Genomic DNA, 20,778 nt, shown 5'->3' on the forward strand with positions numbered 1-20,778 from the left:
GGGCTATAGCCAAGCGGTAAGGCATCGGGTTTTGATCCCGTGTATCCTAGGTTCGAATCCTAGTAGCCCAGCCAATTGCGGAAGTAGTTCAGTGGTAGAACACCACCTTGCCAAGGTGGGGGTCGCGGGTTCGAATCCCGTCTTCCGCTCCAATAAAATCTGAATATAGTATAACGTATATTTTATACGGCGGTATAGCCAAGTGGTAAGGCAGAGGTCTGCAAAACCTTTATCACCGGTTCAAATCCGGTTACCGCCTCCATTTTTATTTTTGCCGGTGTGGCGGAATTGGCAGACGCGCGGGACTCAAAATCCCGTGTCCGTTAAGGACGTGTCGGTTCGACCCCGACCACCGGTATCTTGAAATGATTTAAGTTACGATTGATAGTAACAGATAAGCTCATAAACCTTGATATAAAGGGGTTTATGAGCTTCTTCTATTTATTATGAAATACGATTGAACATGACATGTTTTTAATCCTTTTACGCATTTTAGTAACTAGAAAAGACTTCGACTTTAAGAACAACATAATCAATTTAATAAAAATTAGGGCTATAAGAAAATTTACCAGCAGGTTTTTGTATAACAGAAAATGAACAGATAACCGAGCCGTAACTACCTCAATTAGAAAACATCAAGTATTTATAAGTAAATACTTCCCATAAATCTATGAAACTTCCAAAGAAATTATCTACTTTTCTTCTATTGTGAAGGAGATGAAAAAGCATAACAATATGAAAAGGAAGTTCAGAAAGAAATTGTTAAAGAAAAGTATTATGTTATAATGACTTTACAATAGATTAACTTCATATGAGGGGTGGCGCACCGGTTTACCTTCTTTGGATTTTCCAAAAGAGGGGAGGTGAAGCCTATGGAAATTGAGGATGTATTGACTCTGATGATTTCCTTTGGAGCGTTAATAGCGTTTATTATGTCAGAAAAAGATACAAAAAAAATAACCCCTCATATCCTAAGCGGCATGTGAAGGGATTATTTTACTCTGAATTGCGCCACCCTAATGGGATTATGTTTATTGTGACCATTCCATGTGACTGCATGGTGCGGTCTTTATTTTTATATGTGCTTCTAATTATAATAAACGATTATAAGTAGCCTAAAACAATCGCGATGTAAAAGGAGACCGGTGAGACGGAAATATATTTTAACAGCAATTGAAAATACTCCTTTAATATTCAGTAGTATAATAGTATCTATAGAAGCAAACTTAACCCCAACCTAAATAAATTCTCGCTATCCAAAATCCAATAAATGCAAAAAGGATTCCTATTATATATGTCAGAAATAAGTAAATAAGAAATTGCTTATTTTGTTTTGATTGGATCAGAGTGATGTTCTCAACCTTAAAAGTTGAAAACGTCGTAAACGAGCCTAAAAATCCGATGCCTATAAAAAGGTTTACGCTTGTATAAAGATGAATATTTACTAGAAAGCCAAGTAACAATGATCCTAATATATTTACCACAAAAGTACCTAAATAGATTAGGGGAAATTTATTATTTAATTTTTTAGAAATAATGGAACGTGATATTGCCCCTAGGAATCCGCCAGTAGCAACTAAGAATAAGTCTATCATAATAAACGCTTCCTTTCCACGAGGCGTTTCCCAAGATTCAGTCCTAAGGCTGCAAAACCTAACCCAAAGATTGCGCTGACCAGTATATAGGTAACAGCGTATAAATAATAATTATGTTGCAACAGTTGAATAACTTCGACGCTAAATGTTGAGAAGGTTGTAAAGGATCCAATTAGACCTGTTTTGAAGGCAGTTAGATATTTAGGTTCAACTTTTATCATTAACTCTAAACCAGAAGATAATAACCCTAAAATAAAGCAGCCCAATAAATTGACTGTAACGGTTGCAAAGGGGAAGACTAGTAGTTGGTTAGTAGAAAAAAGTATGGAGATCATGTATCTTAAAATTGCTCCAATTGAACCGGCAATACCAAGTAAAACGTGTTGCATAGTCGTTAACCTCCTTAAAATAAAACAGACTCCTGCCATTAATAAACTGGCAGGAGTGATTAGTCGAAAAGACGGTTAATGGCGAACTCCATCGTCTATTTAGAATGATATAATATACATTAGTCAGTTTTTGATTGTACGTCAAGATTTTATCCATTAATATTTATTATGAAACAAGTATTAATGCATTGACTTTCCTCTTAGGGGAAGTTAAATTATGGTATAGATGTTTTTAAGGGAGTAGAGCAATATGAAGAAACACAACATGGCATTAACTATTGTATTAATAAATATATTTATAGCGTTTTTGGGAATTAGCCTTGTTATTCCAGTCGTTCCTAGCATCATGAATGAATTGCATTTATCTGGGTCAGTTGTCGGCAATATGGTTGCCGCTTTTGCCTTTATCCAACTCCTTGCATCGCCAATTGCAGGTCGATGGGTTGATCAATTTGGTCGTAAACGAATGATTGTCATTGGCTTGATTATTTTTTGTTTCTCAGAGTTGCTTTTTGGTATCGGAAAATCAGTTAGCGTTCTTTTTATTTCGCGTATGCTTGGAGGCGTAAGTGCAGCATTCATTATGCCAGCCGTAACAGCTTTTATTGCAGACGTTACTACGCTCCATACACGCTCCAAAGCAATGGGCTATATGTCGGCAGCTATATCAACTGGATTTATTATTGGACCGGGTATTGGAGGCTTCTTAGCAGAAATTCATTCTCGTTTGCCGTTTTTTGTTGCGGCAGGTTTTGCTTTGGTAGCAGCCGTTTTGTCAGTTATCTTACTTCATGAACCGGAAAGAAACCCTGAACATGAAGAAAATGAATTGGGACAAAAAGCTGGTTTGAGACGAATATTTGCTCCGATGTATTTTATATCATTTATGATTATATTAATATTCTCGTTTGGCCTATCTTCGTTTGAATCGCTGTTTTCCTTGTTTGTCGATCATAAATTCGGTTTTACACCGAAGGATATAGCTATCGCAATAACAGGTGGGGGCATTATTGGGGCTTTTTTCCAAGTGGTGTTATTTGATCGCTTGACGAGATGGTTAGGTGAAATTCGTTTAATCCGATATAGTCTTATCCTGTCAACCATCCTTGTTTTTGTATTGACGCTTGTTCATGAATATTTTTCCGTTTTACTTGTTACCATTACTGTGTTTATTGGATTTGATTTAATGCGCCCAGCTGTAACAACCTATTTAACAAGAATTGCCGGTAAGGAACAGGGCTTTGTAGCTGGGATGAATTCGATGTTTACAAGTATCGGGAATGTGATTGGCCCTATAATCGGCGGGCTATTATTCGATATCGAGCTTAATTATCCGTTTTACTTTGCAACCATTATTTTAGCAATCGGAATTGGGCTTACACTTGCATGGAAAGAACCGAAACAACAAGAGGCCTAAACATTGTAAAAACCGTATTCCTTGTGATTAGAAGGAATACGGTTTTTGCTATACTTATTTTAAGCTGCATCATCGGATTTTAATTCAATATCCGCAACAAGGTTTTCGCGTCGATTTTTGTTCCCTTTCCAGAAGAACAAAGCAGTTATTAGAATGGTCATGACGATTCCACCGATATGTGATACATGATATGGTAAGCCAAAACCAAGATTGCCATCATATAAGATATAGGTTAATACCATATCCGTAATGAATAGTGCTGGTATTAGAGCAATGAAATAATTTTTCTTCTTCACAAATAGATACATGGTACCAATCCAAAGAGCAAGTGCAGCGGTTCCTTGGTTGGCAAACGAGAAGTAACGCCACAAAATATTAAAATCAATTGTCGTTAACCAATAAGAAATCACAAACATTGGTATCGCAATAGATAAACGTTTTGCTACTTTCGTTTGATCCATTTTAATATAATCGGCAATGATATTACGTGCTGCACGGAATGCAGTATCACCAGATGTAATTGGTAACACTACTGCGCCAAGAACAGCAATGGTACCACCAATCGCACCAAGTAGGGTCATTGAAACTTCATTAACCACTAGGGAAGCTGTACCTTCATTAATTAACCCTTGAAGCCCTTGCCCATCAAATAAACTCATAGCTGCAGCAGCCCATATCATGGCGATAACACCTTCTGCAACCATCATTCCGTAGAAAATATAACGTCCTTGTTTCTCATTTTGTGTTGTTCTAGAAATAAGTGGTGACTGGGTAGCATGGAAGCCAGATAAAGCACCACAAGTAATCGTTAAGAATAATATCGGTAAAACTGGCAAGCCAGCCGGATGCATATTTGTTAAAGATATTTCGGGAATCTTATAATCTGAGAGTAATAATGCAGCGCCAACCCCAATGGTACCAATTAATAAAACTGCCCCAAAATACGGATATACTCGTCCGATAATTTTATCAATTGGTAGAATGGTAGATAAGAAATAATAGCCGAAGATCATTAAAATAATAGCAATTAAGGCAATCTTTCCATCTATTAAATTGTGTAATAAGGATGCTGGTGTCGTAACAAACACGGTACCAACTAGTAATAATAGAAGTAAAGCGAAAATGTTTACTAAGTGTTTGGAAATATTCCCCAAAAATTTCCCTGCAAGTTCTGGAATGTGAGCGCCTCGATTACGAATTGAAATCATACCAGTTAGGTAATCATGTACAGCTCCTGCAAAAATGGAACCTAACACAATCCATAAAAAGGCAACAGGTCCGTATAAAGCTCCCATGATTGGACCAAAGATAGGCCCGGTTCCGGCAATATTTAATAATTGAATTAGTGCGTTTTTCTGTTTGTTCATTGGCAAATAGTCAACATCGTCTCGATTTGCATAAGCCGGTGTTTTTCTATCTTCGTTAGGGCCAAAGACTTTTTCAACATATTTTCCATATGTGAAATAAGAAACAACCAATAAAGCTATGGCAATTAAAAATGTAACCATCTTAACTCCCCCTTTGTATGATGGCGCAAACGTTTACATCATCATTTTATATCCTTTCATAAAAAAATACAATAGTTTTAACCGTTTGTTAATCTTGTGAAATTATGTTAGTATACTTGTATACAAGTATACTGGTTTTTGGGGAGTGATGTATTTGAAAGGGCTTTATCCCGAAAAGAAATTATTAGACTCTTCTATTGGACAAGTGGTCGTCGCCGATTTGCGAATGAGAATTATTTCAAAGGATCTAATAAATGGAAGCACTTTATCCGAAAATAAATTATCTGAAGAATACAATGTCAGCCGTTCTCCTATTCGGGATGCTCTAAAGGTACTGGAAAAAGAAGGGTTAGTTCAGTTAAGGAGAATGGGGGCAAAGGTTGTAGGGATTACTGAGAAAGATATTGATGAAATTTATGATGTAAGACTTATAATAGAATCCTTTGTTTTTAATCATTTATTGGAAGCAGATATTAATGATGAGTTAATCAAAGAGTTAAATAAAATATTAGAAATGATGAAAGTTGCATTTAAATATAAAGATGCAGATGAATTTGCATTTAAAGATGTGCAATTTCATGAAACGATCATTCATGCGATTAATCATCGTTATATAAGCGTTCTTTGGTCGAATATAAAGCCAATTGTAGAATGTTTTATTTTATTGGATATGAGACACCGAATGGAGGAAAACTATGAAGACTTTCATCGGGTCATACATAATCATGCACTTCTGATACAATGCATTCAACAAAAGGATAAAAAAATGATGGATGAAGCTTTTTATAAAAATTTTAAAGATGTCAAGAAAAATTCAGATGGTTTATGGGATGATCCAGAATCATTGAAGAAAGCGAGTGAGTATCGTGGATAAAAATAAATACATGCTTGGGGTTGACATTGGCACAACCAGTACAAAAGCTGTGTTATTCCGTGAAACAGGAGAAGTTATTGCAAACGAGAATAATGGATATGATTTGTATAAGCCAGATATATATACAGCTGAACAAGACCCAGAAGAAATCCTTCAAGCGGTTCTTCTATCGATTGGGAATGTGATGAAAAAATCTCAGATTAATCCCGAAGATTTAACTTTCATTTCATTTAGCAGTGCGATGCATAGTGTCATAGCTATGGATGAAAATGACCGAAACATAACACGTTGTATTACATGGGCCGATAATCGTAGTTCCAACTGGGCTAAGAAAATAAATGAAGAGTTTAATGGACATGCTATTTATTCTAGGACTGGAACACCCATTCATCCAATGTCCCCATTATGCAAAATTGCTTGGATGGAGAATGAGGTACCTGAGGTTTCTAGTAAAACAAAAAAATATATTGGGATAAAAGAATATATTTTTTATAAATTATTCAATGAGTATGCGGTAGATTATTCGATTGCCTCTTGTACTGGATTAATGAATTTAGAATCTTTGAGCTGGGATAAAGAAGCATTGAAGGTAGCCGGAATTACAGAGGATAAATTGTCCCGGATTGTTTCGACGAAGGAAGTATTTACTGGATGTGAAAGCTCTTATGCGGAACAGATGGGGATATTAAAAGAGACCAAATTTGTTATTGGTGCCAGTGATGGTGTGCTTTCCAATATAGGTGTAAATGCTATTAAAAAAGGTGAAGTTGCGGTTACGATTGGTACAAGTGGTGCCATTCGAACGGTCGTTCCAAAGCCACATACGGATCCAAAAGGACGGATTTTTTGTTATGCGTTAACGGAAGATCATTGGGTTATCGGCGGTCCAGTAAATAACGGTGGAATTGTATTTCGTTGGATTCGCGATGAGTTGGCGGCAAGTGAAGTGGAAACAGCAAAACGATTGGGAATTGATCCGTATGATGTGTTAACCCGAATTGCAAGTCAGGTAAGACCTGGTGCGGACGGGTTATTATTCCATCCTTATTTGGCGGGGGAAAGAGCCCCATTATGGAATGCAGATGTTCGCGGTTCCTTTATTGGCTTAACCTTAAGTCACCAAAGAGAACATTTAATCCGAGCTTCTTTAGAAGGGGTTATCTATAATTTGTATTCTGTATTTTTAGCATTAACGGAAGTAATGGATGAGCCCGTTACAACTATTAAAGCGACAGGTGGATTTGCTAGGTCTGAATTATGGCGGCAGATGCTTGCTGATATTTTTGATCAAGAGGTAATTGTTCCAGAAAGCTATGAATCATCTTGTTTAGGGGCTTGTTTATTAGGGTTATTTGCACTTGGGAAAATTGATTCCTTTGAAATCGTGGAAGATTTGATTGGGGAAACACACAAACATAAACCGAACCCATCTCATGTTAAAGAATATCGGAAATTAATCCCAATTTTTATCAGTCTTTCCCGAACTTTAGAGATTGAATATGAAAAAATTGCACAATACCAGTCAGAGATAACAAAAGCGTAAGCGTCCTTACAGGCTAAAAACGCGATGTCCTGTCGCAACTTCTTTACTCACACGTTCTGTGCTTGAAACGACGTACGGAGGTGAAGGGAGTCTTGCTTCGGCTTTAGCTCTGAAGCTGTACGCGGCTTTCCTTATGACAAGTTTTAATTAGCATAATTCTTATCTAATAGAAAAAATAACATTTAGTGTACCCTATACATCAAGATTGGAGCTATAAATCATGGAAAATATATTACCCCTAATTGTTGTCGCATTAGGTGTTGTAGTTTTACTTTTTCTAATTACGAAATTAGAAATAAATACATTTATTTCACTTGTTATTACAGCTTTTCTAGTTGCTTTAGGATTAGGTATGCCTTTGGAGGAAATTGTTGAATCCATTCAAGGCGGTATGGGAGGAACACTCGGAAGTATCGCTCTTATATTTGGTTTTGGCGCCATTTTAGGTAAGTTGGTTGCTGATGCAGGTGGCGCGCAGCGAATTGCGGGTACCCTTATCGATAAATTTGGTGAAAAACAAATTCAATGGGCGGTTGTTATTGCCTCCTTTATTATTGGGATTGCCTTGTTCTTTGAAGTAGGATTAGTCCTATTAATTCCAATTGTCTTCCAGATTGCAAAACAATTAAAGGTATCCCCATTATATCTAGGAATACCGATGGCAACTGCATTATCTGTTACACACGGGTTCTTGCCGCCACATCCAGGTCCAACGGTAATTGCCCAGCAATATGATGCAAATATTGGAATGGTATTAGTTTTTGGTATTATAATTTCCATTCCCGCCGTTATTATTGCAGGTCCTTTATTCGCAAAAATCATTCAAAAAATGATTCCTGATTCTTTCAATAAAGCAGGGAATATTGACTCGCTTGGTGAAACAAAAACATTTAAAATAGAAGAAACACCAGGCTTTGGAATTAGTGTGCTCACCTCTCTATTACCGGTTATATTAATGGCTATTTCAACGGTTGTTGAATTGATTCAAGACCTTGGTCATGTTGAAAATAACGTATTCTTTAAAATCATTTATCTAATTGGCGAGCCAACGACTGCTTTATTAATCTCTGTGTTGCTTGCTGTTTATACAATGGGAGTAAAACGGAATATTCCAATGAAACAAGTAATGGCTTCAGCAGAAGAATCCATCCGTTCCATTGGTATGATGCTACTAATTATTGGTGGCGGTGGTGTCTTAAAACAAGTACTAATCGATGGCGGTGTTGGTGATTCTGTTGCAGCATTATTTGCGGACTCCCATATGTCTCCATTATTGTTGGCATGGCTAATTGCTGCAATCTTACGGATCGCGCTCGGTTCTGCAACGGTTGCAGCACTAACAACGGCGGGCTTGGTTATTCCATTAATGCAGGGAAGTGGCATAGATCCGGCTTTAATGGTACTTGCAACAGGTGCTGGAAGCTTAATCGCTTCTCATGTAAATGATGCGGGTTTCTGGATGTTTAAAGAATTCTTTGGTTTAACTTTAAAAGAAACGTTTTCCACCTGGACATTACTAGAGTCAGTCATATCTGTAGTAGGTCTAGTTGGCGTTTTAGTTATTAATATGTTTGTTTAAAGGAAAAGGAAGTGTCTATCATGAAAAACACAATAGGTTTATATGGTTTAGGAGTAATGGGAGCAAGTCTTGCAAGGAATATGGCAAATAAGGGTGAACAGGTTGCGATATATAACTATACACCTGACTTAACGGATAAATTTGAGAATGAGTTTCCTGATTATGATATAGAAGCCCACTATGAATTAGAGGAATTTGTTCGTTCTTTAGAAACTCCAAGGAAAATATTTTTAATGGTCACTGCAGGTCCAATTGTTGATTCAGTGATTCAATCCCTTGTCCCTCTTTTAGATAAAGGGGATATCATAATGGATGGTGGAAATTCTGATTTTCATGATTCAAACAGAAGATATGAGGAACTTCATAAACAAGGAATTCATTTCATCGGTGTTGGTGTTTCCGGCGGTGAAGAAGGGGCCTTAAATGGACCGGCATTAATGCCAAGTGGTGATCCAGAGGCATATCAACAAGTTGCACCTATATTGGAAAAAATTGCAGCACAGGTGGATGGAAAACCATGTTGTACCTATATAGGACCAAAGGGCTCAGGTCATTATGTAAAAATGGTTCATAATGGAATTGAATATGCGGATATGCAGTTAATTACGGAGGCTTATCAATTCTTGCGTGAAATAGTTGGACTTTCGGTTCAGGAAATCTCAGAAGTGTTCACATCTTGGAATGAAACGGAATTAAAGAGCTATCTTATTGAGATAACTGCAGATATTCTAACGAGAAAAGATGAAGAAACTGGTAACCCGCTTGTCGATGTGATTTTAGATAAAGCAGGTCAAAAAGGTACAGGAAAATGGACAGGCCAAGAGGCATTAGACCTTGGGGTTCCATCAACGATTATGACGGAAGCTGTATTTACCAGATATTTGTCATCAATGAAGGAGGAAAAGGTGTACGCCTCTGAACGTTTAGTAGGTCCTCAAGTGGCGGAAGCTGGACTTGATAAAGAATATTGGATTGATGTTGTGAAAGAAGCGCTGTATATGGGTAAGATTTGCGCTTATGCACAAGGATTTTATCAATATCGTATGGCTTCTAGTCAGTATGGCTGGTCTCTCAATTTGGGGGAAATTGCTTTAATCTTCCGTGGCGGATGCATTATTCGAGCTGACTTTTTAAATACAATTAGTGATGTGTTTAAAGAAAACCCTGAGTTAAGTAACATATTGCTTGCCCCTTACTTTGTGGAAAGAGCTAGTCGTCATCAAGCATCCTTAAGAAAAATTGTAATGAAAGGATTTGAAGCTGGACTATCCTTGCCATGTTTGACGACTTCTTTAACCTATTATGATGGATACCGATCCGCTTCCAGTGGTGCGAATCTTATCCAAGCTCAAAGAGATTACTTTGGAGCTCATACCTATGAACGCATTGATAAAGAAGGAATTTTCCATACAAACTGGCAAAACTAAAGAGTAAGTAGACTTTTATTTAAAGAAGGCATTACTATATCATGCCTTCTTTATTTTTTTATTTTTAGTAGTTTAACCTTTGGAAGAAATCTACTATTTACAATTATGGGGTAGTTAAGATATTATAGTAGAGTAGCTATAATTATCGCTAAATCTATTTAAGAGCGGGGGACCCAATTAATTACGGATATATCCGTGTGGGTGAATCCTTTAAAAGGAAGGGCTTCTATTTTCTCTTAGTCCTAACCCGAAAGCTAACCCCGTCAGCGTTTAAGAGGAAACAAGCGAGAAACATATTTTGAGATTACACAGTGCTTGACACGCAGGTGTCTTTTTTTTTGCGGTTAGGAAAGTATAATAATCTTTCCGGTTTGGGGCTCCGATTACTCGTCCCATCTTAAAGAATTGCAAAAGCGCAACTAAGCATCACCCAAAGGATTGGCAAATGCAAAGTTTTCTAATAATCTCAAAAACAGTGTTAATTTGGATCATCTTGTTTTCCTTGCCTGTACGTTATGTATTTATCAAAATCATCAAGAAGGTGGGGGTTTTATGAAAAAGTTTAAATTAAGTTTGGCTAGTCAAATTTTAATTGGTCTTATTCTAGGTATTATCGTTGGTGGGATTTTTTATGGAAGTGAAACGGCGCAAAGTGTTTTACAACCATTTGGTGATTTATTTTTACGCTTGATTAAACTGATTGTAGTTCCTATTGTTTTATCAAGTATTATCGTTGCTATAGCAGGCGTAGGCGATATAAAGGCAGTTGGGAAACTAGGGATTAAGTCATTAAGTTATTTCATAGGTATGACATTAGTTGCTATTGCTGTTGGATTAATTTCAGCTAATTTATTTCACCCTGGTACGGGATTAAATATGGACGAGCTTGAGCAAAGTGACATATCAAGTTACGTAGATACAACAGAAGAACAGGAAGGGAAATCGATTGCGGATACTCTCCTTCACATTGTTCCTACCAATCCATTTCAATCAATGGTTGAGGGCGATATGCTAGCGATTATTTTCTTTGCTGTAGTATTCGGTTTAGGTATAGCTGCGATAGGTGACAGAGGTAAGCCAGTTCTAAGATTCTTCGAGGGTATGGCACATGCGATGTTCTATGTGACGAACTTATTTATGAAATATGCTCCGGTTGGTGTATTTGCATTAATTGGGGTTACGATTTCTAAATATGGTTTCGAATCCCTTATTCCTTTAGGTAAATTAGCAATTACGGTTTATGGAACGATGATTTTCTTTGTTATCGTTATTCTAGGGATAGTAGCTAAGATTATAGGATTTAATATTTTTAAATTATTGAATTTAATTAAAGAAGAATTACTGTTGGCATTCTCTACTTCAAGTTCAGAAACAGTACTTCCGAGAATTATGGAAAAAATGGAGAAGGCAGGAAGTCCAAAACATATCGTAAGCTTTGTTATTCCAACAGGTTATTCTTTTAACTTAGATGGATCTGTTTTGTATCAAGCGATTGCAGCCTTGTTTGTTGCGCAAATGTATGGTATTGATTTAAGTATCTGGCAACAAATAACCCTTATGTTAGTTCTAATGGTTACATCTAAGGGGATGGCAGGAGTACCGGGTGTATCGTTTGTTGTTTTATTAGCTACATTCAGTACAGTTGGTTTACCTGCTGCAGGCTTAGCATTTATTGCTGGTATCGACCGTATTCTCGATATGGGTCGTACAGTAGTAAACGTTGTAGGTAACTCTTTAGCAGCTCTTGTAGTAGCTAAGTGGGAAGGACAATTAAATCCTCCGGCTGAAGAGTCAATGCATGAAGCATCTTAAATAAAATCCATGCCAATAAAAATACTCTCAAATATTGATTAAGTCAATGTTTGGGAGTGTTTTTATTGGTAGTGTATATTTCCCTGCTCTCTTCTAATAATAATCAAATAAGGGGACAAGTTATTTACCTTAATGATTACTTTATAAAGGAGTTCGAATATCATGAACCGACCAAAATCACGAAAAGAAAGACAATGGAGAGGTCGTAAAAATTCGCAAAACCCACATGGTCAAGTGAAGTCTCTTGATCAATTAGCTGATGAAGCAGGGAAAAATGAAAGTAAGTGACATTTATAGGGGTAACTTATATGGTTAGGAAGACAGGGTGATTAAATCCTGTCTTTATCTATCTAAACGGGCGGTAAGACTTCCACCTAATTTTAATAGATTAATCATGCAAAAGTGAAGATTTATGGTACAATTTTCTAAGCCGATTTATTCGTAATCTATTAAAAAAGGGAGGGGAGTATAATGAAAATTCAAATACAAGATTTATATCATGGAGCGGTTCTTTCACAAATTTCGGAGCATCCTTCCTTTCATGCTTTGAAAAAAGTAGATTCAGAGTACGGTCATTATTTAGTGAATCAGGATACTAGATTATTTGTGAAATATTTAACGAAGAAGTCTTCACCATGGAACTTTAAATTTAGCGTTTCCGAAATGCAATCGATACAACATGTCATGAAAAAAACAAATAATGTCTTCTTATGTTTGGTATGTGGGCAAGAAACCATTTGCGCTTTAAATAAAAATGAGTTAAGGAATCTAATAAACTTAAATTCTGCAGAAACCCAATATATCATTGTAGAGGTCCCAACTGGTGGCTCCATGCATGTAAAAGGCACGACAAGAACTCTAGAAAGAACACTTCGACATAATTCCTTTCCGGGTAAACTATTTGAAGAGACATTGGAATTAAGCAATAGTTAACGGGAATGTAAACCCCTTTAAATGTTTAAACTCAACATTTAAAGGGGTTTTTATATTTATCCCACCTAAACGGGCAGTAAAACTCCCACCTCAAGCTTCTGTGGAATAAAAGTCCCCACTGATGGAAGTCCTTTTTATAAAAATAAGACTATTCTGCAAAGGGATTTTCATGTATTGTATTCTTAAAGGAGGTTGTCGATGAGGAATTTAACTGTCATGGCACTTATCCTATATTGTGCACTTTTTATTCCTGGAGTTGTATTAGCAAATGAAAATCTAACACCATCAGGTATTCCACTTAAGGATTTGGAAAGTTATGTAGATGAGTATGTAGAGGAATTTATTGGAGAAACAACAGCGGGTGCTAATGTTGTAGTCGTTAAAGATAACCAGATCGTTTTATCAAAAGGATATGGATATGCTGACATAAAAAGCAAAATTCCAATGGATCCAGGAACTTCTATCTTGGAATGGGGTTCGGTAAGTAAATTGTTTGTTTGGGTATCGGTCATGCAATTGGTGGAGCAAGGGAAAATCGATTTGAATGAAGACATTCGCCATTACCTACCTGATGGCTTTTTGACGAAATTAACGTATGATGAACCGATAACGATGTTGCATTTGATGAACCATAGTGCTGGGTTCGAGGATCGGATATTTGACCTTGGTTATGCTTCGAAAGAAAAGGTAGAGTCTTTAGAAGAGGGGTTGAAAAAGGCAGAACCGAATCAAATTTATCCTCCAGGTGAAGTGGTTGCTTATTCTAACTTTTCTACATCGCTTGCAGCTTATATTGTTGAGCGGATAACAGAAAAGGAATTTGATGAATATGTTTCTGAAAACATTTTAGAAATAATTAATATGAACCATTCGTTGATTCATTTGCCCAAAGAGGAAAATGAAGAGATTATTCAGCATGTCACCAAGGGGTATGAACTTATAGGAATTGGAGAATTTCGAGAATCCACTCCATTTTATATGTCGATGTATCCGAGTGGTGGAATGAATGGTACGACAGACGATTTAGCAAAATTTGCGATGGCACTGATGCCACAAGGAAATAAAAAAAGTATTTTATTTGATGAATTAGACACGTTAGAACAAATGCTATCTACCAGTTATTCTGCAAACGACAATGTACCGGGAATTGCTCACGGTTTTTGGGAAGTTGATGGGAAGAAAAAAGGTTTTGCTCATTCAGGAAATACCGCTGCTTTTTCTAGTAACTTTCACATCGTACCAGAAGAAAATTTTGCTGTTATTGTATTAACGAATCAAGCTGGGGAAGCGGATATAACGTTTGGGTTGACTAAAGCATTAATAGGTGAGAGTGTATTTCATCCTGTAGCAAATGCCCCAGATTCTTTCGATGTAGAAGGAACCTATATAAGTGCACGTAGAACAGATAGTGGATTTCTCCATCTTTATTATTATTTGACACCATTAAAGGTCAAATCTTTAAATGAGAATGAAATCCAAATAAGCGTGATGGGAATGAAGGGGAATTATATTCAAGAAGAACCTTATACGTATCGATTCGTCAATGGGGATTCTGTTTTTCTCCCAATGCAGACACTTTATTTTCAAGTGGATGAAGGGGTGGTAAACCAAATTTCCACAACTTATTCAGATTTTTTACCAATGGATAAAAAGGGTGAAATGCTTGCCGCACATGGTATTTTATTTCTATATTGTATCGTGTTTTTTCTTGTTACTGCACTGATTCTGTTGGTTCGCTGTTCCTTACATTGGCGGAAGAAAAAAGCTTTTTCAATCATGATGAGGTGGAATGCTGCATTGCACCTATCAGGAATGGCATTAGTTGTGAATGTGATGGTACTTATGGGACGAATGTTAGTGAATAGTAATCGTGCTTATTCTGAAATCATCATTCACTTTACCTTAAATTACCTTTTTACCTTTACTTGTCTTCTTTCTATGTTTTTCGTTATATGGAATTGGAGGAAAGAAACTTTGACGAAATGGCGTGTTATTGTCTATTCTTTGTCCATGTTAAGTAGTATGCTTCTGATAACGTTACTTATATATTGGCAATTTTATTTTTAATGGGATGGAAGGATAGGTTTTCCCACTTTCATTTAAAAAAACTGCCTACATTTCTGTAGACAGTTTTTTAAATGAAAGTGGGAAGTACTTATGTCCTATTAAAATTACTCTTGTTGTAATTCAGAACCTGATCCAGAGTCGGGATTCTCGGGACTTAATTCTGGGTCTTGTTCAGAATTTGGATCTTCAGGATTCTCTGGTTCTTCTACGTCGGAATCAGGATCAGATGCAGGATCCTCTTGTTCTGGTTCGGATTCTAATCCAGGGTCTGTTTCTGATCCAGGATTTGTTTCACCTGTACCAGGATCTACTTCCGTTTCTGGTGGGGGTTCCATATTATCCTTATTTTCATCCTCATTCGTTTCTCCTGAACAAGCAGCTAAAGTCAATGCAGTACCGATAGAAATTGCACCTACGATGATGTTTTTAAATTTCATTTTAGGTCTCCTCTCTCAGTCTCAGATTTTTAACTTCTACTAAAGTATAACAAAGCATTGTAAAAAAACTGTGGTAAAGCAATGACAACCTAATAACAAAAGTATGGCAAGAATTGGAAATGGGGTTAGTAGGTTTTTGACGCTTTGAGACCCATCAATAAGCAGGTTTTATCAGGATGAATAGGTGGAGGGTTGTATTATTCTATTCATAAATTTGTAATATTTCTAATTATGATAAACCTGTCCCTGTATCCCTTTTTTTAATAATGTTAGCCTAATGTGAATCCTACTGCATATATATTGTAGTAGTATCAATGCTTAAAGGAGGTTTTCCATTGAGTGATTTGTTAAAAAGTCTTATATCAGGAGGTCCAAAGGGTTTTGAAGAAGCTAAGCCAAGTTTTAATTCGCAAGAAGCCCTAGACGAGGCAAACCGTTGTCTGTACTGTTATGAGGCACCCTGTATAACAGCTTGCCCGACTGGTATTGACATTCCAAGTTTTATTAAAAAAATTGCATCTGGAAATATGAAGGGTTCGGCAACAACGATTATGGAAGCTAATCCTGTCGGTGCAAGCTGTGGGAGGGTTTGTCCAACGGAAGAGTTGTGTGAAGGCGCTTGTGTACTTAATCATTCTACTAAGCCAATTCCAATTGGTGATTTACAAAGGTATGCAACGGATTGGGCAATTAAAAATGAGCAAGTTTTATTTAAAGCAGGAAAAAGCAATGGAAAACATATTGCTATTGTCGGTAGTGGGCCAGCAGGGTTATCTGCTGCTCGTGAGCTAGCTCGTTTAGGTTATGAAGTTACTATTTTTGAAGCGAAAAGTGAAGCGGGTGGTCTTGATACATTTGGAATTGTTCCTTTCCGCCTTCCGAAAGATATTTCACTTTGGGAAGTCGAGCAAGTGGAAAAGCTAGGTGTCACCATTCGAACGAATATGGAAGTAGGTAAAGATATTTCTGCTGACGAGCTATTGGAGAAATACGATGCTGTTGTACTTGCAATAGGAATGTCTAAGGTACCAATGTTAGGCATTGAAGGAGAAGAATTAGCCGGAGTTTACGATGCCATTGACCTCGTAGAACGTACGAAAAATGGGATTTATGAAAAAGAGTTTATTGGAAAGCGGGTTGCAGTAATAGGTGCAGGTAATACTGCGATTGATGGAGCGACAACATCTGTCAGACTTGGGGCAGAAAATGTAAAGATACTTTACCGTCGAACAGAGAAAGAAATGACAGCTTATGATTTTGAATATGAATTTGCCAAACAAGATGGTGTGGAATTTAGATGGCTTACTAATCCGAAGCGTCTAATTAGCGATGAAAATGGGCATGTCAAACAAATGGAATGTGTCAGGATGGAATTACAAGCCACAGAAAGTGATGGACGTCCACGACCGGTTGAAATAGCAGGTTCAGAGTTTTTGATGGATGTCGATATCGTTGTAAAAGCAATTGGACAAACAAGGCATATGAAGATGATTGAAAGTTTTGGCTTAGAACATATTGGTGGAGTTGTAAAAGTAGACGAGGAGTCTTTTATAACATCTAATCCAAACGTATATGCTGCTGGGGATGTTATTTTTGGTAAAGGGATTGGAGAAGCGATGGTTGTTACTGCAGCCCAACAAGGAAAAGAAACCGCATTATCCATTCACCAACGTTTCAAAGAATATACGGCTGAGCAAGTTTGAGAATAAACAAACCTTAAACAGGAGGATGAATATGGCTGATATTAGTATTAATTTTGCTGGAATCAAATCATCGAATCCATATTGGTTAGCATCGGCACCACCGACAAATACCGGTTATCAAGTCCAGCGTGCATTTGAAGCAGGTTGGGGCGGGGCAGTATGGAAGACATTAGGCGAACCGATATTAAATGTTACCTCTCGCTTTGGTGCGCTTCATTTTAATGGTCAGCGTGTGGCTGGATTTAACAATATCGAGTTAATTTCAGATCGTCCCCTTGAAGTAAACTTAAAGGAAATCTATGAAACAAAGAAAATGTATCCTAAACACGTTATTATAGCATCATTAATGGTTGAGCCGACACGAGAAAAATGGCATGAAATTGTGAAAAAGGTACAGGATGTCGGGGTGGATGGAATTGAGTTAAACCTAGGCTGTCCACATGGTATGTCAGAGCGCGGAATGGGTTCGGCTGTGGGGCAGCATCCTGACTTAGTAGAAATGACTACAATGTATGCGAAGGAAGCTGCCGAAGTTCCCGTTATTACAAAATTAACACCAAATATTACCGATATTAGAGAAACAGCGAAAGCGGCAGTCCGTGGTGGGGCAGACGCAGTTAGTATGATTAATACGATTAATAGTCTGATAGGTGTTGATTTAGATACATGGAATCCGGTACCCCATGTGAATGGGCAAGGTGCACATGGTGGTTATTGTGGTCCAGCCGTGAAGCCAATTGCCTTAAATATGGTTGGAGATTGTGCTAGAAATCCAGAAATTAATATCCCAATTTCAGGAATCGGCGGAATTTCAACTTGGCAGGATACCGTAGAATTTATGCTGATGGGTGCAGGGGGGGTACAAATTTGTACTGCAGCAATGCATCATGGATTTCGAATCATCGAGGATTTAACGGAAGGATTATCGAATTATTTAGATGAAAAAGGAATTGATTCATTAAGTGATATCATCGGGGCTTCTGTCCGGAAATATACAGACTGGAGTGATTTAGATCTAAATCATAAAGTCGTTGCCCGCATTAACAATGATATTTGCATTAATTGTAATAAATGTCATATTGCCTGTGAGGACACCTCCCATCAATGCATTGACATGTTAACAGATGAGAATGGAAATGATTATCTAAAAGTAAGAGAGGATGATTGTGTAGGGTGTAATCTCTGCTCTATAGTCTGTCCTGTAGATGGAGCAATTGATATGATTGACCTTACACCAACAGAGCCACCAATGTCATGGAATAATCGTCAAGCAGCTATTCAAATGCTACAGAAAGCTGATTCATAATGATATCGATGAAAAAATAAACTTTTAAGAGGTTGTTCAAAAAGTCCGGTGAAAATGACACTTCGCATTTCTTCGTTGGCTTGCTTTTCCGCTACTCACGTATTAATTGCATACGTTCCGTTCCTTGGAAAAGAAGTGCACTTTTCCTGCGTGCGATGTGGAATCGGAGAAGCTTTTTCTAGTGCTCAAAGCTACGCCGCCTCGAACTGCGACGCACAGGACGTGCTAGTGTCGGCGTTGCAACAGGACGTTGCGCTTTTAGCCGACCTTGGTCCTTTTCATCCTCCTTTTTGAACAAGTACTTTAAGTAATATTATCAAAGGAGGAATTTTAGATGAAGAAAATTATTAAAAATGGAATGATTGTCACGGCGACAGATACGTACCAGGCTGATATTTTAATTGAAAATGAAAAAGTTAAAGCAATTGGCCAGGGGTTAAGTGATGTGTACGCTGAAGTGATTGATGCTTCAGGGCTTTATGTATTTCCTGGAGGAATTGATCCACATACCCATATGGAAATGCCTTTTGGTGGGACAGTAACAAAGGATGACTTTGAAACAGGAACGATGGCGGCTGCACATGGGGGAACAACAACGATTATTGACTTCTGTTTAACGGAAAAAGGAAAAACATTAAAGAATGCGCTAAGTACGTGGCATCAAAAATCAAAAGATAAATCGGTTATTGATTATGGATTCCATTTGCAAATTGTAGAAGCAAATGAAAGCGTTTTGGAGGAGATTCCTGTTGTAATTGAAGAAGAAGGTGTCACGTCTTTTAAAGTATTTATGGCGTATAAGAATGTATTACAGGCTGATGATGAAACATTATACCAAACGTTGACAACTGCGAAAAAACATGGCGGCTTAGTGATGGTTCATGCAGAAAATGGGGATGTGATTGAACATTTGACAAAAGAAGCTTTGCGTAATGGAAACACCGAACCTATTTATCATGCATTAACCCGCCCGCCTGAATTAGAAGGGGAAGCGACAGGACGTGCGGCGAAGCTAACCGCGCTTGCTGACTCACAATTATATGTGGTGCATGTTACCTGTAAAGAAGCGGTGGAACAAATTGCCGAGGCGCGTAGTAAAGGATTTAATGTGTTCGGAGAGACGTGTCCACAATATTTAGTACTTGATCAAAGTTATTTGGATCAACCTGATTTTGAAGGTGCGAAATATGTGTGGTCACCTCCATTACGAGACAAATCCAACCAAGAAGTACTTTGGAATGCACTGAAGAGTGGGCAGCTACAAACGATTGGTTCGGACCATTGTTCCTTTGATTTTGATGGACAAAAAGATTTAGGGAAAGGTGATTTCACAAAAATTCCTAATGGTGGACCGTTTGTAGAAGACCGGTTTAGTGTTCTATTCTCAGAAGGTGTGAAAAAAGGACGTATTTCGATAAATCAATTTGTAGATATGGTGTCGACTCAAAGTGCAAAACTGTTCGGTTTATTCCCGCGTAAAGGGACAATTGCTCCCGGAGCGGATGCCGATATCGTTTTATTTGACCCAAATGCAGAGCGTACCATTTCTGTAGATACACACCATTCAGCTGTTGACTATAGTGCGCTAGAAGGAATGAAAGTGACAGGAGAGCCTGTAACGGTTTTATCTCGCGGTGAATATGTCGTGAAGGATAAGGAGTTTGTAGGTAAACCTGGAGCAGGTAAATTCTTAAAACGTGAAAAATACAATTCTGATGCACTTCAGCGACAAGAGGAAACAGCTACAGGTCGATAATCTTATACTATAAAAAGAATGACTCTTTAAATGAGTACCCGAACAGAGAGAAAACGCGTTATTCGGTTATTCGGTCACTCATGGATGAGATGAGTACCCGAACAGAGAGGAATCCGCGTCGTAGGGTCACTCATGAGGGTGATGAGTGCCCGAATAAAGAAGAATCCGCGTTGTAGGGTCACTCATGAGGGTGATGAATGCCCGAATAAAGAAGAATCCGTGTCGTACGGTCACTCATAAGTGTGATGAGTGCCCGAATAAAGAGGAATCCGCGTCAATCGGTCACTCATGAGGGTGATGAGTGCCCAAATAAAGAAGAATCCGCGTCGTAGGGTCACTCATGAGGGTGATGAGTGCCCGAATAAAGAAGAATCCGCGTCGTACGGTCACTCATGAAGATGATGACTGCCCGAACAGAAAAGAAACTGTGTC

General features: G+C 37.8%; 17 protein-coding genes, 3 tRNA genes and 2 riboswitches. Of the genes, 16 read left to right on the forward strand and 4 right to left on the reverse strand.

Annotated elements, in window-relative coordinates; genetic code table 11:
* Positions 1–77 precede the first annotated feature (77 nt).
* The 4 genes from ACFQ18_RS09515 to ACFQ18_RS09530 all read left to right on the forward strand — a co-directional run bounded on the left by ACFQ18_RS09515 (position 78) and on the right by ACFQ18_RS09530 (position 986).
* Positions 78–152 (forward strand) — tRNA-Gly (locus tag ACFQ18_RS09515).
* Positions 153–188: 36 nt separating this feature from the next.
* Positions 189–262: transfer RNA gene (locus ACFQ18_RS09520), tRNA-Cys, on the forward strand.
* A gap of 11 nt (positions 263–273) precedes the next feature.
* Positions 274–358 (forward strand) — tRNA-Leu (locus tag ACFQ18_RS09525).
* Positions 359–872: 514 nt separating this feature from the next.
* Positions 873–986 carry a putative holin-like toxin gene (locus ACFQ18_RS09530; RefSeq protein ID WP_222115733.1) on the forward strand — a complete coding sequence of 38 codons (114 nt, stop codon included), beginning with the start codon at positions 873–875 and terminating at the stop codon, positions 984–986.
* Between the two features lie 240 nt (positions 987–1,226).
* Here the strand turns inward: ACFQ18_RS09530 and ACFQ18_RS09535 are convergent, their stop codons facing one another.
* Both ACFQ18_RS09535 and crcB read right to left on the reverse strand, forming a co-directional pair.
* Complete coding sequence (locus tag ACFQ18_RS09535) at positions 1,227–1,595, reverse strand: fluoride efflux transporter FluC (RefSeq protein ID WP_047184317.1); 369 nt, start codon at positions 1,593–1,595, stop codon at positions 1,227–1,229.
* Complete coding sequence (crcB, locus tag ACFQ18_RS09540; RefSeq protein WP_047184316.1) at positions 1,592–1,984, reverse strand: fluoride efflux transporter CrcB; 393 nt, start codon at positions 1,982–1,984, stop codon at positions 1,592–1,594. The genes ACFQ18_RS09535 and crcB overlap by 4 nt, the downstream gene beginning before the upstream one ends.
* 43 nt (positions 1,985–2,027) lie before the next feature.
* Positions 2,028–2,089: riboswitch (Fluoride riboswitch) on the reverse strand.
* Between the two features lie 145 nt (positions 2,090–2,234).
* On the opposite strand from crcB, the gene ACFQ18_RS09545 reads away from it, so the two are divergent.
* A complete protein-coding gene (locus tag ACFQ18_RS09545) occupies positions 2,235–3,401 on the forward strand; it encodes an MFS transporter (protein ID WP_047184315.1) in 1,167 nt (388 codons plus the stop codon).
* A gap of 59 nt (positions 3,402–3,460) precedes the next feature.
* Here the strand turns inward: ACFQ18_RS09545 and ACFQ18_RS09550 are convergent, their stop codons facing one another.
* Positions 3,461–4,909, reverse strand: a complete 1,449-nt coding sequence (locus ACFQ18_RS09550) for a carbon starvation CstA family protein (RefSeq protein WP_204798183.1) — start codon at positions 4,907–4,909, stop codon at positions 3,461–3,463.
* Positions 4,910–5,057: 148 nt separating this feature from the next.
* Here ACFQ18_RS09550 and ACFQ18_RS09555 point away from each other — a divergent pair, with 148 nt between their 5' ends.
* The 8 genes from ACFQ18_RS09555 to ACFQ18_RS09590 all read left to right on the forward strand — a co-directional run bounded on the left by ACFQ18_RS09555 (position 5,058) and on the right by ACFQ18_RS09590 (position 15,144).
* Complete coding sequence (locus ACFQ18_RS09555; protein ID WP_047184313.1) at positions 5,058–5,783, forward strand: GntR family transcriptional regulator; 726 nt, start codon at positions 5,058–5,060, stop codon at positions 5,781–5,783.
* A gap of 10 nt (positions 5,784–5,793) precedes the next feature.
* Positions 5,794–7,326 (forward strand): gluconokinase, encoded by a 1,533-nt coding sequence (gene gntK, locus ACFQ18_RS09560; RefSeq protein ID WP_047184389.1) that lies wholly within the window; start codon positions 5,794–5,796, stop codon positions 7,324–7,326.
* Positions 7,327–7,546: 220 nt separating this feature from the next.
* Positions 7,547–8,905 (forward strand): gluconate:H+ symporter, encoded by a 1,359-nt coding sequence (locus ACFQ18_RS09565; protein WP_204798184.1) that lies wholly within the window; start codon positions 7,547–7,549, stop codon positions 8,903–8,905.
* 20 nt (positions 8,906–8,925) lie between these two features.
* Entirely contained in the window at positions 8,926–10,332 is a 1,407-nt protein-coding gene (gene gnd / locus ACFQ18_RS09570; protein ID WP_047184311.1) for a decarboxylating NADP(+)-dependent phosphogluconate dehydrogenase, read from the forward strand.
* A 136-nt stretch (positions 10,333–10,468) separates the two neighbouring features.
* Positions 10,469–10,616: riboswitch (cyclic di-AMP (ydaO/yuaA leader) on the forward strand.
* A gap of 268 nt (positions 10,617–10,884) precedes the next feature.
* Positions 10,885–12,144: a cation:dicarboxylate symporter family transporter gene (locus ACFQ18_RS09575; RefSeq protein ID WP_204798185.1), complete on the forward strand. Its 1,260-nt coding sequence runs from the start codon at positions 10,885–10,887 to the stop codon at positions 12,142–12,144.
* 162 nt (positions 12,145–12,306) lie between these two features.
* Positions 12,307–12,432 (forward strand): DUF6254 family protein, encoded by a 126-nt coding sequence (locus ACFQ18_RS09580; protein WP_222115734.1) that lies wholly within the window; start codon positions 12,307–12,309, stop codon positions 12,430–12,432.
* Positions 12,433–12,615: 183 nt separating this feature from the next.
* Positions 12,616–13,077 (forward strand): hypothetical protein, encoded by a 462-nt coding sequence (locus ACFQ18_RS09585; protein ID WP_047184309.1) that lies wholly within the window; start codon positions 12,616–12,618, stop codon positions 13,075–13,077.
* Between the two features lie 198 nt (positions 13,078–13,275).
* Positions 13,276–15,144, forward strand: a complete 1,869-nt coding sequence (locus tag ACFQ18_RS09590; protein ID WP_052771650.1) for a serine hydrolase domain-containing protein — start codon at positions 13,276–13,278, stop codon at positions 15,142–15,144.
* Positions 15,145–15,248: 104 nt separating this feature from the next.
* On the opposite strand, the gene ACFQ18_RS09595 is transcribed toward ACFQ18_RS09590, so the two are convergent.
* The gene (locus ACFQ18_RS09595) at positions 15,249–15,581 is read right to left on the reverse strand and encodes a hypothetical protein (protein WP_047184308.1); all 333 of its coding nucleotides are present in this window, start codon (positions 15,579–15,581) and stop codon (positions 15,249–15,251) included.
* 335 nt (positions 15,582–15,916) lie between these two features.
* On the opposite strand from ACFQ18_RS09595, the gene ACFQ18_RS09600 reads away from it, so the two are divergent.
* From ACFQ18_RS09600 to hydA, 3 genes are all read left to right on the forward strand, one after another.
* Positions 15,917–17,284: an NAD(P)-dependent oxidoreductase gene (locus ACFQ18_RS09600; RefSeq protein WP_244987007.1), complete on the forward strand. Its 1,368-nt coding sequence runs from the start codon at positions 15,917–15,919 to the stop codon at positions 17,282–17,284.
* Positions 17,285–17,315: 31 nt separating this feature from the next.
* Positions 17,316–18,590 carry an NAD-dependent dihydropyrimidine dehydrogenase subunit PreA gene (gene preA, locus ACFQ18_RS09605; RefSeq protein ID WP_047184306.1) on the forward strand — a complete coding sequence of 425 codons (1,275 nt, stop codon included), beginning with the start codon at positions 17,316–17,318 and terminating at the stop codon, positions 18,588–18,590.
* A gap of 334 nt (positions 18,591–18,924) precedes the next feature.
* A complete protein-coding gene (gene hydA, locus ACFQ18_RS09610) occupies positions 18,925–20,346 on the forward strand; it encodes a dihydropyrimidinase (protein ID WP_047184305.1) in 1,422 nt (473 codons plus the stop codon).
* The last annotated feature ends 432 nt before the right edge of the window (positions 20,347–20,778 follow it).

The organism is Oceanobacillus caeni (genome assembly GCF_042678465.1).
Classification (GTDB): Bacteria; Bacillota; Bacilli; order Bacillales; family Amphibacillaceae; genus Oceanobacillus; species Oceanobacillus caeni.